Origin of the sequence: Tsukamurella tyrosinosolvens, from assembly GCF_900104775.1 — a bacterium.
GTDB classification, from domain to species: domain Bacteria; phylum Actinomycetota; class Actinomycetes; order Mycobacteriales; family Mycobacteriaceae; genus Tsukamurella; species Tsukamurella tyrosinosolvens.
This window is the reverse complement of sequence record NZ_FNSA01000003.1, coordinates 4,089,065-4,106,562: the sequence shown is the minus strand read 5'-3', so window position 1 is coordinate 4,106,562 and position 17,498 is coordinate 4,089,065. Positions and strand designations below refer to the sequence as shown.

Annotated in this window: 19 protein-coding genes and 1 riboswitch; of the genes, 11 read left to right on the top strand and 8 right to left on the bottom strand. The window is 72.0% G+C overall.

Going from position 1 to position 17,498, the window contains the following annotated elements:
* The first annotated feature begins 3 nt into the window (after window positions 1-3).
* A complete protein-coding gene (locus BLW32_RS22310) occupies window positions 4-402 on the top strand; it encodes a nuclear transport factor 2 family protein (protein WP_068741605.1) in 399 nt (132 codons plus the stop codon).
* On the opposite strand, the gene BLW32_RS22305 is transcribed toward BLW32_RS22310, so the two are convergent.
* Together BLW32_RS22305 and BLW32_RS22300 are read right to left on the bottom strand one after the other, a co-directional pair.
* Entirely contained in the window at window positions 332-895 is a 564-nt protein-coding gene (locus BLW32_RS22305; RefSeq protein ID WP_082791387.1) for a pyridoxamine 5'-phosphate oxidase family protein, read from the bottom strand. The genes BLW32_RS22310 and BLW32_RS22305 overlap by 71 nt on opposite strands.
* Complete coding sequence (locus tag BLW32_RS22300; RefSeq protein WP_068741606.1) at window positions 892-1,329, bottom strand: PaaI family thioesterase; 438 nt, start codon at window positions 1,327-1,329, stop codon at window positions 892-894. Before BLW32_RS22300 ends, BLW32_RS22305 begins: the two co-directional genes overlap by 4 nt.
* Before the next feature lie 55 nt (window positions 1,330-1,384).
* Here BLW32_RS22300 and BLW32_RS22295 point away from each other — a divergent pair, with 55 nt between their 5' ends.
* Entirely contained in the window at window positions 1,385-1,966 is a 582-nt protein-coding gene (locus BLW32_RS22295) for a TetR/AcrR family transcriptional regulator (RefSeq protein ID WP_068522478.1), read from the top strand.
* A gap of 3 nt (window positions 1,967-1,969) precedes the next feature.
* Here the strand turns inward: BLW32_RS22295 and BLW32_RS22290 are convergent, their stop codons facing one another.
* Together BLW32_RS22290 and BLW32_RS22285 are read right to left on the bottom strand one after the other, a co-directional pair.
* A complete protein-coding gene (locus BLW32_RS22290) occupies window positions 1,970-2,845 on the bottom strand; it encodes a patatin-like phospholipase family protein (RefSeq protein ID WP_068741607.1) in 876 nt (291 codons plus the stop codon).
* The gene (locus tag BLW32_RS22285; protein WP_068741608.1) at window positions 2,842-3,444 is read right to left on the bottom strand and encodes a CHAP domain-containing protein; all 603 of its coding nucleotides are present in this window, start codon (window positions 3,442-3,444) and stop codon (window positions 2,842-2,844) included. Before BLW32_RS22285 ends, BLW32_RS22290 begins: the two co-directional genes overlap by 4 nt.
* A gap of 41 nt (window positions 3,445-3,485) precedes the next feature.
* Here BLW32_RS22285 and BLW32_RS22280 point away from each other — a divergent pair, with 41 nt between their 5' ends.
* Window positions 3,486-3,719 (top strand): DUF167 domain-containing protein, encoded by a 234-nt coding sequence (locus BLW32_RS22280; RefSeq protein ID WP_068522472.1) that lies wholly within the window; start codon window positions 3,486-3,488, stop codon window positions 3,717-3,719.
* Between the two features lie 22 nt (window positions 3,720-3,741).
* On the opposite strand, the gene BLW32_RS22275 is transcribed toward BLW32_RS22280, so the two are convergent.
* Window positions 3,742-7,167 carry a pyruvate carboxylase gene (locus tag BLW32_RS22275; protein ID WP_068741609.1) on the bottom strand — a complete coding sequence of 1,142 codons (3,426 nt, stop codon included), beginning with the start codon at window positions 7,165-7,167 and terminating at the stop codon, window positions 3,742-3,744.
* Window positions 7,168-7,526: 359 nt separating this feature from the next.
* Here BLW32_RS22275 and BLW32_RS22270 point away from each other — a divergent pair, with 359 nt between their 5' ends.
* Window positions 7,527-9,275 carry an alpha/beta hydrolase gene (locus tag BLW32_RS22270; protein WP_082791388.1) on the top strand — a complete coding sequence of 583 codons (1,749 nt, stop codon included), beginning with the start codon at window positions 7,527-7,529 and terminating at the stop codon, window positions 9,273-9,275.
* Window positions 9,276-9,305: 30 nt separating this feature from the next.
* Here BLW32_RS22270 and BLW32_RS22265 read toward each other — a convergent pair whose 3' ends face one another.
* The gene (locus BLW32_RS22265; protein WP_068741610.1) at window positions 9,306-9,770 is read right to left on the bottom strand and encodes a tRNA (cytidine(34)-2'-O)-methyltransferase; all 465 of its coding nucleotides are present in this window, start codon (window positions 9,768-9,770) and stop codon (window positions 9,306-9,308) included.
* A 49-nt stretch (window positions 9,771-9,819) separates the two neighbouring features.
* Window positions 9,820-10,410 (bottom strand): HdeD family acid-resistance protein, encoded by a 591-nt coding sequence (locus BLW32_RS22260; RefSeq protein WP_068522455.1) that lies wholly within the window; start codon window positions 10,408-10,410, stop codon window positions 9,820-9,822.
* 87 nt (window positions 10,411-10,497) lie between these two features.
* On the opposite strand from BLW32_RS22260, the gene BLW32_RS22255 reads away from it, so the two are divergent.
* From BLW32_RS22255 to BLW32_RS27810, 3 genes are all read left to right on the top strand, one after another.
* Window positions 10,498-11,364, top strand: coding sequence for a bifunctional methylenetetrahydrofolate dehydrogenase/methenyltetrahydrofolate cyclohydrolase (locus BLW32_RS22255; protein WP_193842593.1), 867 nt, complete (start codon window positions 10,498-10,500; stop codon window positions 11,362-11,364).
* Window positions 11,364-11,678: a DUF3017 domain-containing protein gene (locus tag BLW32_RS22250; RefSeq protein WP_074850787.1), complete on the top strand. Its 315-nt coding sequence runs from the start codon at window positions 11,364-11,366 to the stop codon at window positions 11,676-11,678. Before BLW32_RS22255 ends, BLW32_RS22250 begins: the two co-directional genes overlap by 1 nt.
* Before the next feature lie 105 nt (window positions 11,679-11,783).
* Window positions 11,784-13,193 (top strand): hypothetical protein, encoded by a 1,410-nt coding sequence (locus tag BLW32_RS27810; protein ID WP_068741611.1) that lies wholly within the window; start codon window positions 11,784-11,786, stop codon window positions 13,191-13,193.
* Window positions 13,194-13,217: 24 nt separating this feature from the next.
* Here the strand turns inward: BLW32_RS27810 and metX are convergent, their stop codons facing one another.
* Window positions 13,218-14,363 (bottom strand): homoserine O-acetyltransferase MetX, encoded by a 1,146-nt coding sequence (gene metX, locus BLW32_RS22240; protein WP_068741612.1) that lies wholly within the window; start codon window positions 14,361-14,363, stop codon window positions 13,218-13,220.
* A gap of 8 nt (window positions 14,364-14,371) precedes the next feature.
* Window positions 14,372-14,490, bottom strand: a riboswitch (SAM riboswitch).
* Between the two features lie 130 nt (window positions 14,491-14,620).
* Between metX and BLW32_RS22235 the strand changes: the two genes are divergently transcribed.
* From BLW32_RS22235 to BLW32_RS22220, 4 genes are read left to right on the top strand one after another with little or no spacing between them, the layout of a single operon-like run.
* Entirely contained in the window at window positions 14,621-15,766 is a 1,146-nt protein-coding gene (locus tag BLW32_RS22235; protein ID WP_082791389.1) for an MFS transporter, read from the top strand.
* Window positions 15,767-15,777: 11 nt separating this feature from the next.
* Window positions 15,778-16,215: a guanyl-specific ribonuclease gene (locus tag BLW32_RS22230; RefSeq protein ID WP_068741614.1), complete on the top strand. Its 438-nt coding sequence runs from the start codon at window positions 15,778-15,780 to the stop codon at window positions 16,213-16,215.
* Complete coding sequence (locus BLW32_RS22225) at window positions 16,212-16,643, top strand: barstar family protein (RefSeq protein ID WP_068741615.1); 432 nt, start codon at window positions 16,212-16,214, stop codon at window positions 16,641-16,643. Before BLW32_RS22230 ends, BLW32_RS22225 begins: the two co-directional genes overlap by 4 nt.
* Window positions 16,640-17,446 carry an exodeoxyribonuclease III gene (locus BLW32_RS22220; RefSeq protein WP_068741616.1) on the top strand — a complete coding sequence of 269 codons (807 nt, stop codon included), beginning with the start codon at window positions 16,640-16,642 and terminating at the stop codon, window positions 17,444-17,446. Before BLW32_RS22225 ends, BLW32_RS22220 begins: the two co-directional genes overlap by 4 nt.
* Window positions 17,447-17,498: the final 52 nt, after the last annotated feature.

Sequence of the window (17,498 nt, the reverse complement as noted above, 5' to 3'; positions counted from 1 at the left end):
CAAGTGATCGAGGAGGAGCCGGACCGGACCACCGAGCCGGAGCTGCGCGAGGTGCTCGCGGAGCTCCGCCGCCGCGAACCCGTCTTCCACGGCCCCTCCTGGCGCTCGCTCGCCGACTTCGACGACGCGGTCGCGCCCGACTTCTGGGAGGTCGGTGCCTCGGGCCGGCGGTACAGCCGCGAGCACGTCCGGGCGGTGACCGACCAGCGGATCGCCGCGCCGCCGGACGAATCGGACTGGGAGACCAGCGAGTTCCAGGTCCGTGCGATGGGCGCCTCCGTGTACCTGCTCACCTACACGCTGGCGCAGGGCGACCGCGTCACCCGTCGGCTCACCGTGTGGCGTCGCCGCGAGAACCGGTGGACCGTGATGTTCCACCAGGGCACCGTCGTCGCGGACTGACTCGTCGCTCACGCGTCATCGGGCCCAGGTGGATCGGGCGGGCGTCGTCGAAGCGGAGGTCGCGCACCCGGGACAGGTCGGACCAGAAGGCGCGCCCGCCGGGAGTCCTGCCGAGCGGTCCGACCAACCGGCGGAACCGGGTGATCTCCTCGGGGCGCGCGGGCCGGGCCGGGCCGGCCGTGCCCACGAGCTGGACCCCGGGACTCTGCTCGAACCGCCCACGGAGCAGAGCGCGCAGCCAGCGGAGCGAGCCGCTGTCGACCGCTAGCACCGTGATCCGGGGGTCGCGTGCGAGATTGCGCGCGAGCCGCGCGTTGAACACGTCGAAGTAGATGCCCGACCGCGCATCCCGATCCAGCAGGATCGAGCCGATGGGGGTGACGTGCGGGGAGCCGTCGGGGTTGCACGACGCGATCGCGCAGTGCAGTGACGTGCGGATCGCGCGGCGCACTGTGGTGCGCGCCGCCACTCGTGCCACGTCCGGGTCCGTCATCGGGACGCTCCCGGGGCGGTGACGAAGACGGTGCCGCGGGCGATGGCGCACAGGCGGGGCTCGGCGCCGTCGGTCTCGTGCCAGATCTCGGCGGTGGTCACAGCGTGTGTTCGGGCCCGGTGTACGACTGTCGCCGTGGTGCGCAGCCGTCCGTCTCGGGCCGCGCGGAGGTAGTTCACGTCCACGCCGCCGGTGAGCACGTCCGTGCCGAGGACGGATCCCGCCGCGAACGTCAGCGCGTTGTCGGCGAGGTACGCGAGGACGCCGCCGTGGGCGACGCCGAACTGTTGCCGGTGCCGGTCCTCGATGTCGAGAACGAGTTCGGCGTTGCCGCCGCCGAACGCCGTGATCCGGGCGCCGACCACGGCGTTGAAGGGCTGGGCGTCGAGAACCGCGGCGGCGAGGGCGAGGGACTCCGCACTGGATTCGATCATGATCGCTCCTGTTTTAGTGATATCTCTCCAAAAGGTCTAACATAGGATCGCCGCCATGGGAAGGCCGAGGCTGCACGATCCGGACGGGCTGCTCGACGCCGCCGTCCGGCTCTTCGCGCGGGACGGGACACGAGGCCTCACGGTGGCCGCCGTCGCACGGGAGTCCAAGTCGCCCAGCGGTTCCGTGTACCACCTCTTCCCCGACCGTCCCGCGCTGCTCGCCGCCGTCTGGCTGCGGACGGTCCGCCGGTTCCACGAGGACTACATTGCGAACTGGGCGGATCTCTCGGCGACCGCCGACGCCGCGTCGAGCGCGCGGTGGATCGTGGAGCGCTGCCGCGCCGACCTCGGCGAGGCGCTCGTCCTGCAGGCCGGACCCCCGGCCTTCGCCGTCGAATCATGGCCCCCCACCGCGGCCGCCGAATGGTCGGCGCTCGACGCCGAGCGGACGGAGCGGATCGCCGAGATCGTCGGCAGAGTGGCCGCGAATGCGCAGTGCCCGCGCGCCGACGTCGCCTTCGCCCTGTACGAACTACCCCTCGCGGTCGCGCGGCGGTACTTGGTGGCCGGCGATCCACCGCCCCCCGCCGCAGCGGATCAGGCGGAACGCCTCGCCGCGCGGCTGCTGGGCGGCTGAGGGCTACCCGGCGAGGGCACGGAGCGCGGCGTCGCGGCCGATCTCGACGGCGCGGGAGATCAGCGGACCGTCGTTGGAGAGGCGGCCGACGGCCGGGCTGCCGGGCGGGACCCACACCTGCAGCACCTCGGCTGCGCCCGGTTCCACCGGCTCCGGAGCGGGCGCGGCCCGCCGGGCGGTGAAGTAGGTGTCCAGGACCCACTGCTCGGCGCGGGAGGAGCGGGGTGCGGCCTCCGCCTCGACGGTGCGCAGCACCAGCAGGTGCGTGGCGCCCTGCTCGATGGGCGTGGCCAGCGGCACCTTCTCGGCGAGGCCGCCGTCGAGGAACTCCCGCCCCGCGAGCCGCACGGGTGGCCCGGCGAGCAGAGGAAGCGCGGTGGTCGCGCGCAGTGCGGTGCGCAGCGATGCGGCGTCGGTGACGTACGGAGCCAGGTCGACGACCCTGCGGGTGTGCGCGTCGACGGCCAAGGGGTGCAGGGTGATCGGGCTGGCGAGGATGGCGGGGAAGTTCATCGGGGTGACGTCGGAGTAGACCCGCTCCACCAGATGCCGGGTGTCCACGACGACGCCGCCGCGCAGCACGCGGCGCGGGTGCACCACCCGTTCGGCCAACACCTCCTCCCAGCCCCATGACGGCAGCCAGCGCCGGCCCTCGCCCGAGACCAGCCACGCCGCGTTGAGGCCGCCGCCCGAGGTGCCGTACACCGCGTCGACCGCCGGGAGCAGGCCGAGCTCGTCGACCGCCATCGCCATCCCCGCGGAGTACGCCGAGCGCGAGCCGCCGCCCTCGATGCACACGGCGATCCGCAGTCCGTCGGAGCGTTTCCCGGGCAGGCTGCCCGATGCGAGGCGGGCCCGCAGTGCGTCGAGGACCGTCATCGGGCGGGCACCCCGTAGCCGGCCAGTCCGAAGGCGTCGGTCAGGCGGTACGTCCACGCGCTGATGCCGCCCTCCTGGTTGCCGCCGACGGTGGTGACGGTGTCGTCCGAGACCGCGACGACGAAGTTGGTGTGCTGGCGCATCGTCGGGTGCTCGGGCGTGTACAGCACCACGTCGCCCGGCTGCGGCCGGTACGCGGTGGCCGACTCGAGCTTCCCGGCCTTCTGGAAGTACTCGGTGAGCGTGTAGACGCCGGGGATGCGCCACGTGCCGGAGTTCGGGTTGCGCAGCGGGAGGCCGGAATCGCGGAGCACCGTCGAGACGAAATCGGCGCACCAGGGCTCCTCGACGCCCTCGGAGAAGTAGGTGCCGGGCCGGTTCGCGTCGAACTCGCGGCGCACGTTCTCCAGGATCCGCACACGCGCGGGATCGAGCCCCGCGGTCGAGACGGCCGGGTAGACGCGCGGCTTCAGCTCGGCGGGCAGGTGCTTCGTGAGCGGCGTCTCGTGCGCGCTGGAGAGCCACACGACGCCGCCCGCGAGCACCACGAGCGCGGCGATCACGGCGGCGACGACGAGCCCTGCCTTCCTCAACCCCATGAATCCACTGTACTCATTGGTGAACCTGCGATCATGGAGCGATGAGCCCGCGCACCGTGACCTGCACGATCAAGCCGGGGAGCCGCAAGGGCCCCGCCGTGGAGATCGACGATGCCGGCGCGCTCACCCTGTTCGTGCGCGAGCCGGCCACCGAGGGGAAGGCGAACAAGGCCGCCGCCGAGCTGCTCGCCTCCCACCTCGGGGTGCCGAAGTCGCGCGTCCGGCTGGTCGCCGGGCAGACCAGCCGCCTCAAGCGCTTCGCCGTCGACGACTGAGGCGCCCGAGACCGGCCGAGCCTCAGCCCTCGATGACGGCGACCAGGTCGCCACCGTCGACCTGGGTGGCGCCGGCGAGGGCGACCCGGGTGACGGTGCCCGCGACGGGTGCCGTGATGGCCGCCTCCATCTTCATCGCCTCGATGGTGGCGATCTGGTCGCCGACGGCGACCGTGGAGCCGGCGTGGACCGTCGGGGTGACGACGCCCGCGAAGGGGGCGGCTACGTGTCCCGGGTTCGTCCGGTCGGCGCGCTCGGCGGCGGGCACCTCGGCCTGCACGGCGCGGTCCCGCACGGAGACGGTGCGCAGCTGGCCGTTGAGCGTGCAGACCAGCGTGCGGTTGCCGTGCTCGTCGGGTTCACCGACGCCTTCGAGTTTGATCAGCAGCTCGACGCCGGTGGCGAGCTGGACGCGGTGTTCCTCGCCCTGCCGCAGGCCGTAGAGGAACTGGTTGGTCGACAGCTTGGAGACGTCGCCGAATTCGGCCAGGTGCTCGGTGAACTCGCGCATCGGTCCGGGGAAGAGCAGGCGGCTCAGCGACGCCCGGCGCTGCTCCGAGGTGCCCGCCAGCTCGGCGGCCTCGTCGGCCGGCACGTCGCTGACCGGTGCGGCCTCGGCGCGGCCCTCGAGGGCGCGACTACGCAGCGGCTCCGGCCAACCACCGGGCGGGGTGCCGAGCTCGCCGCGGAGGAAGCCGATCACCGAGTCGGGGATGTCGTACTTGCCGGGGTCCGCGGCGAAGTCGTCGGGGGAGACGCCGGTGCCGACCAGGGCGAGGGCGAGGTCGCCGACGACCTTCGACGACGGGGTGACCTTGACGAGCCTGCCGAGCATGCGATCGGCGGCGGCGTAGGCGTTCTCGATGTCCTCGAACCGCTCCGCCAGACCCAGTGCCCCGGCCTGCTGGCGCAGGTTCGACAGCTGCCCGCCGGGGATCTCGTGGTGGTACACCCGTCCCGTCGGCGCCTTCAGGCCGGACTCGAACGGCGCGTACGCCCCGCGCACGGCCTCCCAGTAGGGCTCGAGGGAGCACACCGCGTCGAGGTCGATGCCGGTGTCCCGTTCGGTGTGCGCGGTGGCGGCGACGATCGACGACAGCGAGGGCTGGCTCGTGGTACCCGACAGCGGCGCGGCGGCCCCGTCGACGGCGTCCGCGCCGGCGGTCCAGGCGGCGAGGTACGTGGCGAGCTGGCCGCCCGGGGTGTCGTGCGTGTGCACGTGGACCGGAAGGTCGAACTCCTTGCGCAGGGCGGTCACCAGCGTGGTCGCGGCGGCGGGGCGCAGCAGCCCGGCCATGTCCTTGATCGCGAGGATGTGCGCGCCCGCCTTGACGATCCGCTCCGCGACGCCCAGGTAGTAGTCCAGCGTGTAGAGGCTCTCGCGCGGATTCGCGAGGTCGCCGGTGTAGGAGAGCGCGCCCTCCGCGACCGCGGTGTTCGTGGCGAGCACGGCCTCGATCGCCGGGCGCATCTGCTCGACGTCGTTGAGCGCGTCGAAGATCCGGAAGATCCCCACGCCGGTGGCGGCCGCCTCCGCGACGAACGAATCCGTGACCTGCTGCGGGTAGGGCGTGTAGCCCACGGTGTTCCGGCCGCGCAGCAGCATCTGCAGGCAGATGTTCGGCATGGCGGCGTGCAGCGTGGCGAGCCGCTCCCACGGGTCCTCGTGCAGGAACCGCAACGCCACGTCGTAGGTCGCACCGCCCCACGCCTCGACCGACAGGAGCTGCGGCGTCAGCCGCGCCTCGTAGGGCGCGATCGTGGCCAGCGCGGAAGTCCGCACGCGCGTCGCGAGCAGCGACTGATGCGCGTCGCGGAACGTGGTGTCGGTGACCGCGAGCGCCGTCTGCGCGCGCAGGTCCGCAGCGAATCCGGCGGGGCCCAGGCGCTCGAGTCGTTGCTGCGAGCCCTCCGGCGCGGGTGCGCTGAGGTCGACGGCGGGTAGCTTGTCGATCGCGTACACCTTCGTCGGGCGGGTGCCGTGCGGCTTGTTGACGGTGACGTCCGCCAGGTAGCGCAGGATCTTCGAGGCGGTGTCCGACGAGCCGCGGGCGGTGAGCAGCTCCGGCCGCTGCTCGATGAACGACGTGGTCACCTCACCCGCGACGAACGCCGGATCGGCCAGGACCGCCTGGAGGTACGGGATGTTCGTCGCGACACCGCGAATACGGAACTCGGCGAGGGCGCGTCGCGCGCGGACGATCGCCGTCTCCCGGTCCCGGCCGCGGGTGGTGAGCTTGACCAGCATCGAGTCGAAGTGCGGGCTGATCTCCGCGCCCACCGAGGTGCCGCCGTCGAGGCGGATGCCCGCGCCGCCGGGCGTGCGGTACGCGCTGACCCGCCCGGTGTCCGGGCGGAAGCCGTCGGTCGGGTCCTCGGTGGTGATGCGGCACTGCAGCGCGGCGCCGTTGAGGTGGATCGCGTCCTGCGTGAGCCCCAGCTCCGGGAGGGTGGCCCCGGCGGCGACCTTGAGCTGCGCGGCGACCAGGTCGACGTCGGTGACCTCCTCGGTCACCGTGTGCTCCACCTGGATCCGCGGGTTCATCTCGATGAAGACGTGCCGGCCCTGCGGATCGACGAGGAACTCGACGGTGCCGGCGCAGCTGTAGCCGATCGCCCTCGCGAAGTTCACCGCATCGGTGCACAGCCGCTGCCGCAGCTCGTCCGAGATGTTCGGCGCGGGCGCCATCTCGATCACCTTCTGGTGGCGACGCTGCAGCGAGCAGTCCCGCTCGAAGAGGTGGATCACGTTGCCCGCGGTGTCCGCGAGGATCTGCACCTCGATGTGGCGCGGGTCGATCACGGCCTCCTCGAGGAAGACCGTCGCGTCGCCGAACGCCGATTCCGCCTCCCGCGAGGCGATCTCGATCGCGTCCCGCAACTCGTCGATCGTGTTCACCCGCCGCATCCCGCGGCCGCCGCCACCGGCGACCGCCTTGACGAACACCGGGAAGTGCATGTCCTGCGCGGCGGCCAGCAACTCGTCGACGTCCGACGACGGCGCCGTCGACGTCAGGACCGGCAGTCCCGCGTCCCGGGCCGCCGCGATCGCCCGCGCCTTGTTGCCGGTCAGTTCGAGCACCTCGGTGGGCGGGCCCACGAAGGTGATCCCCGCGGCCGCGCACGCCGCCGCGAGGTCCGGATTCTCCGAGAGGAAGCCGTAGCCGGGGTACACCGCGTCGGCACCCGACTGCTTCGCGATCCGCAGGATCTCGTCGACGCTGAGGTACGCCCGGACCGGGTGGCCCTCCACGCCGATCTGGTACGCCTCGTCCGCCTTCTGCCGGTGCGGCGAGTTCCGGTCCTCGTAGGGGTACACCGCCACGGTGCGGGCGCCGGTCTCCACCGCGGCGCGGAAGCCGCGGATCGCGATCTCGCCGCGGTTGGCGACGAGGATCTTCGAGAAGGTGGAGCCCGAGGGGTGGCCGGGCGTGGGGGTCTCCGTCATGGACGTGCTCCAGTCATCGCGTCAGTCTGACCCGATGAATCTACCAAAAGAGCCGATGAATCGCTCGGAAATTGCAGAGAACTCAGGTGGCGAACTGGAAGTTCAAGCCCCACGTACATCGAGGGGCCTCTAAACATCGGAGGTTTATGGTGGCGGGCCAGCCGGAGCCGGGCGTCGGCCGGCACCGGTGCGTCCGCGGGGCAGTCGGGTCATCGCGGTCCGCTCGATGATATTGGCGTCCCCTGAGAGGCGCGAGGCAACGGGTGAACCGGGCCCCGTGACAGACTGCCTTTGCAGGCGCACCGGGCACGGGCGGTGCATGATGAGACACCGGCATTTCCGCAGTAGGGGAGACGTGGATGAGTGAGGCAGTCGAAGGCGCGGCGGAGTCCGTTGCCGAGGAGTCCGTCACGGAGGACTCCGGGGTGCTCGACCGGATCCGGGAGTGGTGGTCGCACCGCTACACCTTCACCGGTACCGCGGTCGGTCTAGTGTTCCTCTGGCTCTCCCTGACCCCGTCGCTGCTGCCGCGCGGCCCGCTGTTCCAGAGCCTGGTCAGCGGCGGTTCCGGCGCGCTCGGCTACATGTTCGGCGTCTTCGGTGTGTGGCTCGTCCGGTTCATGCGGTCCCAGGACTCCACGCCGCCCGCCCCCCGCAGGGCGTGGTGGGTGCTCCTCGGCATCGGCGTCGTCGGGACGATCGGCATGGTCCTGTTCTTCGACTCCTGGCAGACCCGCCTGCGCGACCTGATGGACGTCGAGTACCTGCGCTTCGTCGACTACCTGGAGATCGGGGTGCTGTCGATCGTACTGCTCTACGTCTTCGTCGAGGTCGGCAAGGGCGTGCGCACGCTGGTGCGGTGGATCGCCGGCAAGCTCGGCGGCTACTGCCCGCCCCGCGTCGCCGCGGTCGTCGCCGTCGGCCTCGTTCTGCTGCTGTCGGTCGGCGTCATCAACGGCGTCGTGGTGCGCGGCGCGATGGACGCGATGAACAACACCTTCTCGAAGGTCAACCGCGAGGGCGGGACCGACCGCCCGGCGCCCACGAGCGCCTTCCGTTCGGGCGGCCCGGGCTCCCTCGTCGAGTGGTCGTCGCTCGGTAAGCAGGGACGCGTCTTCGTCTCGAACGCGCAGACGGTCGAGCACCTGACGGCCTTCAACGGCGCCCCCGCCATCGAACCGATCCGCACCTACGCTGGCCTCGGGTCCGTGGACTCCGACGACCCCAACCGCTACCAGGCGATCGCGGAGAAGACCGCGCAGGAGCTTGAGCGGACCGGCGGCCTGCGGCGCAAGGTCGTCGCCGTCGCGATGACCACCGGCACCGGCTGGGTGAACGAGGCGGAGGCCGGCGCGCTCGAGTACATGTACAACGGCGACACGGCGATCGTCAGCATGCAGTACTCGTACCTGCCCAGCTGGCTGTCCTTCCTCGTCGACAAGCAGAACGCCCTCGACGCCGGGCAGGCGCTCTTCGAGGCCGTCGACAAGCGGGTCAAGGCGCTCCCCGAGGGGCAGCGGCCCAAGCTCGTCGTCTTCGGCGAGAGCCTCGGCTCCTTCGGCGGCGAGGCCCCGTTCCTCTCGCTCAACAACCTGCTCGCCCGGACCGACGGTGCCCTCTTCTCCGGGCCCACCTTCAACAACGAGATGTGGGTGCGGCTGACCGAGCAGCGCGACGCGGGTTCGCCGGAATGGCTGCCCGTCTACCAGGAGGGCGCCAACGTCCGGTTCGCCGCCCGCGCCGAGGATCTCGCGAAGCCGTCCGGCCCGTGGAACGGCCCGCGCGTGGTCTACCTCCAGCACGCCTCGGACCCGATCGGCCGGTGGACGCCCGACCTCGCTTTCAGCAAGCCGGACTGGCTGCGCGAGGAACGCGGGATCGACGTGCTGTCCTCGGTGTCGTGGGTGCCGATCGTGACCTTCCTGCAGGTCTCGGCCGACATGGCCGTGGCCGTGAACGTCCCGGACGGCCACGGGCACAGTTACGTCAAGGCCGCCGCGGATTCCTGGGCCGCGATCCTGGAGCCGCCCGGCTGGACGCCGGAGAAGACCGCGAAGCTGCGCCCGATCCTCAACAGCCAGAACGGCTACAACGAACCGACCGGGTAGTCGCGGTGCGGCGCCGGCGTTCCGGCGCCGTCAGAGCGCCCCGTCGAAGCCGTTCTGCCGCCACGCCTCGTACGCGACGATCGCGGCGCTGTTGGCGAGGTTGAGGGAGCGGCGGCCCGCCAGCATGGGGATGCGGAGCGCCTCGGTGATGCGCGGGTCGGCGAGCACCTCGGGCGGGAGCCCCGTCGGCTCGGGGCCGAAGAGGAGGACGTCGCCGGGGGCGTAGGCGACCTCGTGGTGGTGCCGCGTCGCGTGCGCCGTGTAGGCGTAGACGGTGCGGGGCTCCAGCGCCGCCCAGGCGGCGTCCAGGTCGGCGTGCACGCTCACGTGCGCCAGATCGTGGTAGTCCAGCCCGGCGCGCCGCAGCTTGGGCTCGGAGAGATCGAAGCCGAGCGGCTCGACCAGGTGCAGCTCGCATCCGGTGACGGCGGCGATGCGGATCGCGTTGCCCGTGTTGGGGGCGATCCGGGGCTCGAAGAACAGAATGCGGAACACGGGTGACGATCCTGTCACCCGTGTTCCGCACTCGGAGGAGGAGGGTTCGTCAGCCGACCAGGTCGGAGACGCGCTGCTGCACCTGCTTGGCGGTGCTGCGCAGCTGGAAGGCCGAGATGACCTGCACGATGCCGATGGCGACGGCCCAGATGCCGGCGACCAGCACGAGCACCTCGACGGAGAACGGGTACGCGATGAGCACGGCGCCGCCGGCGAGGCTGATGATGCCGAGGATCACGACCCACACGCGGTTGGGGAGCTGCTTGTCGGAGATGCCGATGACGATCGAGGTGACGCCCGAGAAGATCCAGCTCACGCCGATCCAGATGCCGAGGATCGCCACCGAGTTGACGACGTCGTCGCGGAAGCAGGAGACGCCGAGGACGAGCGCGAGCGCACCGCTGATCACGGTCAGCACGCGGTGCTGCGTCTCGCCGAGCAGGCCGGCGATCACCTGGAACGCGCCGGTCAGGAGGAGGAAGACACCGAACAGGATGCCCACGACCAGGGTGGTGGGTCCGGGCCACACCGCGATGATGACGCCCAGGACGATGGACAGCACGCCCAGCGCGAGGATGGCCTGCCACGTCGACTTGACGCTCTGCTGGATGCCCTGCTGGAGGGGATTCTGATGAGTCATGGCCTCAGTATCTGTTGGATCGCGAACGAAAGCGACTCGAACCGGTGGAAATCGTCGCGCTGATCCCAGGGCGATAGGATGTGGGCCGTGACGGCGCTTGTACTGGACGGTAAGAAGACCCGCGACGAACTCTTCGAGAGCTTCCGTGAGCGCGTGACCGCGCTGCGGGCCCGCGGGGTGGTCCCCGGGCTCGGGACCGTGCTGGTCGGCGACGATCCCGGCTCTCACTCGTACGTCAAGGGCAAGCACGCCGACTGCGCGAAGGTCGGCATCGAGTCGATCCGCCGCGATCTGCCGGCGGAGATCTCGCAGGCCGAACTCGAGGCCGTCATCGACGAGCTCAACGCGGATCCCGCGTGCACCGGCTACATCGTGCAGCTCCCGCTCCCGAAGCACATCGACGAGAACGCGATCCTCGAGCGGATCGACCCCGCGAAGGACGCCGACGGCCTGCACCCGACCAACCTGGGCCGCCTCGTGCTCGGCGCCGACGGCCCGCTTCCCTGCACGCCGCACGGCATCGTCCATCTCCTGCGCCGCTACGACGTCCCGCTGAACGGGGCGCACGTCGTGGTCGTGGGGCGCGGCGTCACGGTCGGGCGCCCGATCGGCCTGCTGCTGACCCGGCGTTCCGAGAACGCGACGGTCACGCTGTGCCACACCGGTACCCGGGACCTGGGTGCCGAGGTGCGCCGGGCCGACATCGTGATCGCCGCCGCCGGCGTGCCCGGCCTGATCACCGCCGACATGGTCAAGCCCGGCGCCGCCGTGCTCGACGTGGGCGTGAGCCGCACCGCCGACGGCCTGCGCGGCGACGTGGCGCCCGGCGTCGCCGAGGTCGCCGGCCACCTCTCCCCGAACCCGGGCGGTGTCGGCCCGCTGACCCGGGCGTTCCTGCTGGGCAACGTGATCGACGCCGCGGAGCGCGACCTCGCGCGTTCGGACCGGGCCTAGTGACCGAACCCGCGGTCGAGCAGTACCGGCGCGCCCGGGTGGTGCGCGCGGTGATCGCGAACGCGGGGTACGTGGCCGTCGTCGGGGTGCTCACCGCGGGCATGGTGCTGGTCGGGCTGGAGTACTGGCGCCGCGGCCTGTTCGTCTTCGGCGCGGGCACCGGATTCGCCGCCCTCCTCCGCGCCTTCCTGCCCGAACGGCGGCAGGGACTGCTGCGGGTGCGCAGTCGCTGGTTCGACGTCACGGTGCTCGCCCTGGCAGCGGCGGCCATTCTGATCGTCTCGTGGGGGATCAGCCCGCTCGACACCAAGTAACCCACATACTCGAAACCAAGAATTTCTATTCTTGTATGTAACATTTCGGCATCGGGTACGATGTGGGGAGATAACGGCTCGGTGAGCGACCCGATCGGAGGTGCCATGAGGATCTCGTCCTTCGGCGCGTCCGTGGGCTCCGGACCCGTGCACTGCGTGCTCCTCGAGATCGAGGACGGTCACGTCGTCGACCGCCAGGCGCGCACCATCGACCCCGGCCCGTACCGCCTCGGGCGCCGCGGCAACCTCCTGTCCTCGGGCTTCGACCTGCTCGCGAGCCACGCGGAGCGCGACGTCGACGCGTCCGCGGTGACCGTCCGCTCGCGGCGCGATCTGCTCTCCGTCCGCCTGGGCGCACGCGGCGGCGTCCGCGCCGCCGGCATCGTCCGCGATGCCGATGCCGTCCTGCGGGGCCTGGGGGAGCGGGGCGCCATCGCGCGTTACGACACGGCACTCGTCGCCGACCTCGGCGCCGACGGTGCCCGCCTGTACACCGTGCACGACGGAGCCGTCATCGCCGAGAAGCGCACCGGCGCCGTCGTTCCCGACGGTGCCGGCGCCGCACCCGCCGACCACCTCGCCGCGCTCGTGCGGTCGGCCGCGGCCGGCGCGCCCGCCGCGCCGGAGGCGCTGGCACTGATCGGTGCGGGCGCGCTGAACGTCGTTGTGCGGGAGGCGGTCTCCTCCGCGGCTCGCGATGCCGGCATCGAGCCGGTGGTCGTCGACGAGCCCGAGACCATCACGGCGTCCGGTGCCGCGCTGATCGCGGCCGACCGCCGGGCCGCGGGCACCGCACCGTCGTCGGCGGTCAACAGCGGTATCGGCGTACTGGGCGGGCACAGCGTGCGGCTCACCGCGGCGATCCTGCCGCTGCTCGTGGTCGCCGCGCTCGCCGGCGCAGTCCTCGCCACGGGGTACGCGACGGGGATCATCGGACCGGCTGCGCGCAGCACCGAGGAGGTGGTTCCCACCTCCTCCGACTCCGTGACCTCGGACGACACCTCCACCACGGAGGCGAGGATCTCCTCGGTCACGTCCACGTTGCCGCCCGAGAAGCCGGTCCCGCCCACAGCGGCTCCGCCGCCCGAGCCGGGCCGCGGTGACGAGGTCACGCCCACCATGACCACCTTCGCGCCGCCGCCCGTCGTGCCCACCACGACCCGTCCGCCCGTTCCGACGACGCCGACGGTCCCGCCGACCTCGCCGACCGGCACGCTGCCGACCACGATCCTGCCGACCATTCCGACCGGCACCCCGACGGGGACGCCGACCGGGACCACGGCGCCCGGGACGCCCACGGAGGGCACCCGCACACCCAGCCCGGACTCGTCGCAGCCCACGCCGGGCAACGGCCTCGTCGCGCCGGGCGCCGGCGCCGCGCAGGGCACCGGCAGTTCGAGCTCGAATCCGGTGAACACCGGAGCGGCGCAGTCGGATCCGTCGTCGTCCGAGGTCACCCCGGGGCAGCCCGCGGATTCCGCTGCGGCGCCGACGGTCACCGAACCGGCGCCCTGACCGGACGCCTCGTCCCCCGACGGGTCAGCGGCGCGCCGACTCGAGGGTGCGCCGCAGCAGATCCGCCACCGCGTCCATCTCGGTGAGGAAGCCGTCGTGGCCGTCGCGGGAGTGCACGACCACCGGATCGCCGCTGCCGGGCAGCAGATCCGCGAGCTCCTGCTGGAGCCGCAGCGGGTAGAGGCGGTCGGAGTCGATGCCGCCCACCACGATCGGGACCCGGCAGCGGCGCAGGGCCGCCTCGATCCCACCGCGGCCGCGGCCCACGTCGTGGTGGTTGAGCACGTCGGTGAGTACGACGTAGCTACCGGCGTCGAACCGGTTCACCAGCTTCTCGGCCTGGTGGTCGAGGTACGAGGTCACGGCGTACCGGCCGCCGGCACGGGGATCCTCGTCGCCCTGCGGGGCGTTCTCGAACCGGCTGTCCAACTCGATCTCTGTGCGGTAGGTCAGGTGCGCGATCCGGCGCGCGACGCCCAGCCCGGCGTCCGGGTGCACGCCGTGAGCGTGGTAGTCGCCACCCCGCCAGTGCGGATCGGCCTTGATCGCCGCGATCTGCGTGGTCTGCGTGCCGATCTGATCGGCCGTGGCGCGGGCGCCGACGGCGAGGACCAGCGCGGAGCGCAGGAAATCGCCGTACATGAGGGCCCACTCGAGGGCCCGCGCGCCGCCCATCGATCCGCCGACGACGGAGGCGATGTCGTGCACATCCAGCGCGCGCAGCAGCGCCGCTTCCGCCTCGACCTGGTCGCGGACGGTGATCACCGGGAAGCGGGAGCCGTACGGCCGTCCGTCCGGCGCGATCGACGCCGGCCCCGTCGACCCCGAGCAGCCGCCCAGGACGTTCGCCGAGACCACGCACCACTCGTCGGTGTCGACCGCGGCGCCCGGGCCGATCAGCCCGTCCCACCAGCCCGCCGAGCGGTGCTCGTCGTCCGCCGGCCCGGTGACGTGCGAATCGCCCGTCAACGCGTGCAGCGCCAGTACGACGTTGTCGTGGGCCGCGGTGGGGGTGCCCCAGCGCTGGAAGGTCATCGTGACGTCCTCGAGGACCTCACCCGATTCGAGGACCAGCGGGCCGAGCGCCACCGCCTGCAGCGCACCGTCGGGAACCCGGGCCCAGTCCGGGGGACTGTCGATGGGCCGGCCTGTGCGGGTGCTGATGGTCACCGAGCCTCTCCTCGCGCTTGCCACCCGGCGGGGGACCGCCGGGAAACCGGGTCATCACCCGGGGCACCCCACCGCGGTGGAGGGTTGCCGGTCAGCAAGCCGGGGCTGCGCGCTGACACTCATGACCTCTGTCCGCATCATATCGGACCGGAAATCCGTGAACGAGGTCACAGCCGCAGGTGGGAAGCGTGGAAGACCGCGAGGCGTTACAGGGTTCCGTGGAATCTTCTACCCGGACCAGGCTCGCGGTCGGCGCCATGGCGCTCGGCGGCTTCGGCATCGGCACCACCGAGTTCGCCGCGATGGGGCTGCTGCCCGACATCGCCGCCGACCTCGAGGTCACCGAGCCCGTCGCCGGCCACGTCATCTCGGCGTACGCGCTGGGCGTCGTGGTCGGGGCGCCGCTCATCGCGGCCGCCTTCGCGCGGGTGCCGCGCCGGGTGCTGCTCATCGCGCTGATGATCGCGTTCACCGTGGGCAACGCGCTCTCGGTGTTCGCGCCGACCTACGGCACGCTGATGGCCGCGCGCTTCGTCGCCGGCCTGCCGCACGGCGCCTTCTTCGGCGTCGCCGCGCTGGTCGCGGCGCACCTCGCCGGCCCCGCCGAGCGCGGCCGCGCAGTGGGGCAGGTGCTCATGGGCCTCTCGGTCGCCAACGTCATCGGCGTGCCGCTGGTGACCTGGCTCGGAACCGCCCTGAGCTGGCGGTACGCGATGGGCGTCGTGGTCGTCATCGGCGCCGTCACCGTGGCGGCGCTCCTGGCCTTCCTGCCGTCGGTGCAGATCCCCGTGACCAACCCGCTCACCGAGCTGGGCGCGCTCGCGCGTCCGCAGGTGTGGTTCGCGCTGCTCACCGGCATCGTCGGCTTCGGCGGCATGTTCGCCGTCTACACCTACATCTCCACCACACTGACCTCCGTGTCGGGCCTGAGCGCGGCGTCGGTGCCGGCGGTCCTGGCCGCGTACGGCGTCGGCATGGTGATCGGCAACGCCGTGGGCGGGCGCGCCGCCGACAGCTCGGTGACCCGGTCGATCGCCGTCGCACTGGCCGCGCTCGCCGTGCTGCAGGCGCTCTTCTCGGTCTTCGCGCCGCAGCCCTTCGCCGCGGTCACGCTCTTCTTCCTCATCGGCCTCACGGCCTCGGCGCTCGTGCCCGCGCTGCAGACCCGCCTGATGGACGTGGCGGGCGAGGCGCAGACCCTGGCAGCGACGCTCAACCACTCCGCCCTCAACATCGCGAACGCGCTCGGCGCCCTGCTCGGCGGCGCCGTGATCTCCGCGGGCGGGGGCTACACCGCGCCCGCGCTGGCCGGCAGCGGGCTGGCCCTCGCGGGACTGGTGGTCTTCGGGGTGGGGATGCTGCTCGCCCGGCGGACCGCGGAACCTGTCGGTGCCCCTCGGTAGGGTCTTGGGCTATGCGAAGGATTCTCGCGCTGTGCGCGATCGCGCTGCTCACCGTCGTCGGGCTCGTGGCGTGCGGAAAGTCGCCCGCGGAGCCGTCCGCCACGGCGAAACCCGCGGCCACGTCCGCCGCCACGAAGGGCTCCGCGAGCGCCACGGCACAGTCGAACTCCGCGGCGCCGGAACGCGTCCTCGCGACGCTCGCCCGGATCGACGCGGGCACCTGGCCCCCGAAGGACGGCTCGGGTACGCAGGGCGGCCGCAACTTCGGGAACTTCGAGGGGCGCCTGCCCAAGAACGACAAGCAGGGCAAGCGCGCGAAGTACACGGAGTGGGACGTCAACGTGAAGAAGTCGGGCCGTGGCCGCGACGCCGAACGCATCATCACCGGGGCCGACGGCGGTGCCTGGTACACCCTGGACCACTACGAGACCTTCACGAGGATCCGATGAGCACCCTCCCGCAGTTCCTCACTTCCGGCGCCGGCGCCGCGCTGACCGGCACCGACCTGGACGCGTTCAAGCGCCGTGAACGGCCGCGGGTCCTCGTGGCCCGCGGCAGCCGCATGCGCACCAAGGCGGCACTGCTCGACGAGGTCTCGGCCGCGCTTCAGTTCCCGCTCGACTTCGGCGCCAACTGGGATGCGCTCGCCGACAGCCTGGGCGACCTCGACTGGCTCGGCGGACCCGCGCTCGTGGTGCTCGGCATCGCCGAGGCCGAGCAGGTACTCGCCGACGAGGCCGGTTCGCTCTCGACGTTCGTCGCGGTCCTCGCGGACCGGGAGGTGCAGGTGCTGCTGTCCGTGTCCGACGATGCCGACGTGCCGCGTGTGCGCTCCGCCTGGGCCGCGGCCGGCCTGACCGTGGAGGCGCTCGCATGATCATCACGTCGATCAACGTCAACGGCATCCGCGCCGCGGTGAAGCAGCGCTCCGAGGAGAACCTCGGCATGCTGCCGTGGCTCCGCGAGACGAAGGCGGAGGTGGTGCTGCTGCAGGAGGTGCGCGCCACCCACAAGCAGACGCTCACGGCGCTCACGCCGGCCCTCGAGGAGGGCTGGCACCTCGCGGCCGCGGAGTCCTCGACCGCGGGCCGCAACGGCGTCGCCGTGCTCTCGCGGCGGGAGGCGGACGCGGTGCGCGTCGGCTTCGGCAGCGAGGAGTTCGACGCGACCGGCCGGTACATCGAGGCCGACTTCGACGGGCTCACCGTCGGCTCGCTGTACCTCCCGTCGGGCGACGTCGGCACCGAGCGACAGGACGAGAAGGACCGCTTCCGCGCCGAGTTCGGCGCCTACCTGGCGAAGCTGGGCCGGCGGCGGCGTGAGGTGCTGGTGTGCGGCGACTGGAACATCGGCCACACCGAGCTGGACATCAAGAACTGGAAGGGCAACGTCAAGAACTCGGGCTTCCTGCCCGAGGAGCGGGCCTGGATGAGCGAGTACATCGGCGAGGGCCGCGCGTTCAAGGACGTCGTGCGCGAGCTGCACCCGGGCGAGCCCGGGCCGTACGCGTGGTGGTCCTGGCGGGGCAAGGCCTTCGACAACGACTCCGGCTGGCGCATCGACCTGCAGATCGCCAACAACGCGCTGGCGAAGCGGGCCGTGTCCGCCCAGGTCGAACGCGCCGAGGCCTACAGCCTGCGCTGGTCCGACCACGCCCCGGTCACGGTCGAATACGCCTGATCGCGGGCCGACGGCACCGTCGGACCGAATACTGGGGAGACCGGCGGAACGG

What these genes read in the sequence shown, in the direction of transcription:
- BLW32_RS22235 (WP_082791389.1), top strand. Translation starts at nt 14,621, where the DNA reads ATGGCGCTCGGCGGCTTCGGCATCGGCACCACCGAGTTCGCCGCGATG.
- BLW32_RS22285 (WP_068741608.1), bottom strand. Translation starts at nt 3,444, where the DNA reads ATGGGGTTGAGGAAGGCAGGGCTCGTCGTCGCCGCCGTGATCGCCGCG.
- BLW32_RS22300 (WP_068741606.1), bottom strand. Translation starts at nt 1,329, where the DNA reads ATGATCGAATCCAGTGCGGAGTCCCTCGCCCTCGCCGCCGCGGTTCTC.
- BLW32_RS27810 (WP_068741611.1), top strand. Translation starts at nt 11,784, where the DNA reads ATGAGGATCTCGTCCTTCGGCGCGTCCGTGGGCTCCGGACCCGTGCAC.
- BLW32_RS22305 (WP_082791387.1), bottom strand. Translation starts at nt 895, where the DNA reads ATGACGGACCCGGACGTGGCACGAGTGGCGGCGCGCACCACAGTGCGC.
- BLW32_RS22290 (WP_068741607.1), bottom strand. Translation starts at nt 2,845, where the DNA reads ATGACGGTCCTCGACGCACTGCGGGCCCGCCTCGCATCGGGCAGCCTG.
- BLW32_RS22220 (WP_068741616.1), top strand. Translation starts at nt 16,640, where the DNA reads ATGATCATCACGTCGATCAACGTCAACGGCATCCGCGCCGCGGTGAAG.
- BLW32_RS22270 (WP_082791388.1), top strand. Translation starts at nt 7,527, where the DNA reads ATGAGTGAGGCAGTCGAAGGCGCGGCGGAGTCCGTTGCCGAGGAGTCC.
- BLW32_RS22260 (WP_068522455.1), bottom strand. Translation starts at nt 10,410, where the DNA reads ATGACTCATCAGAATCCCCTCCAGCAGGGCATCCAGCAGAGCGTCAAG.
- BLW32_RS22295 (WP_068522478.1), top strand. Translation starts at nt 1,385, where the DNA reads ATGGGAAGGCCGAGGCTGCACGATCCGGACGGGCTGCTCGACGCCGCC.
- BLW32_RS22275 (WP_068741609.1), bottom strand. Translation starts at nt 7,167, where the DNA reads ATGACGGAGACCCCCACGCCCGGCCACCCCTCGGGCTCCACCTTCTCG.
- BLW32_RS22230 (WP_068741614.1), top strand. Translation starts at nt 15,778, where the DNA reads ATGCGAAGGATTCTCGCGCTGTGCGCGATCGCGCTGCTCACCGTCGTC.
- BLW32_RS22280 (WP_068522472.1), top strand. Translation starts at nt 3,486, where the DNA reads ATGAGCCCGCGCACCGTGACCTGCACGATCAAGCCGGGGAGCCGCAAG.
- BLW32_RS22225 (WP_068741615.1), top strand. Translation starts at nt 16,212, where the DNA reads ATGAGCACCCTCCCGCAGTTCCTCACTTCCGGCGCCGGCGCCGCGCTG.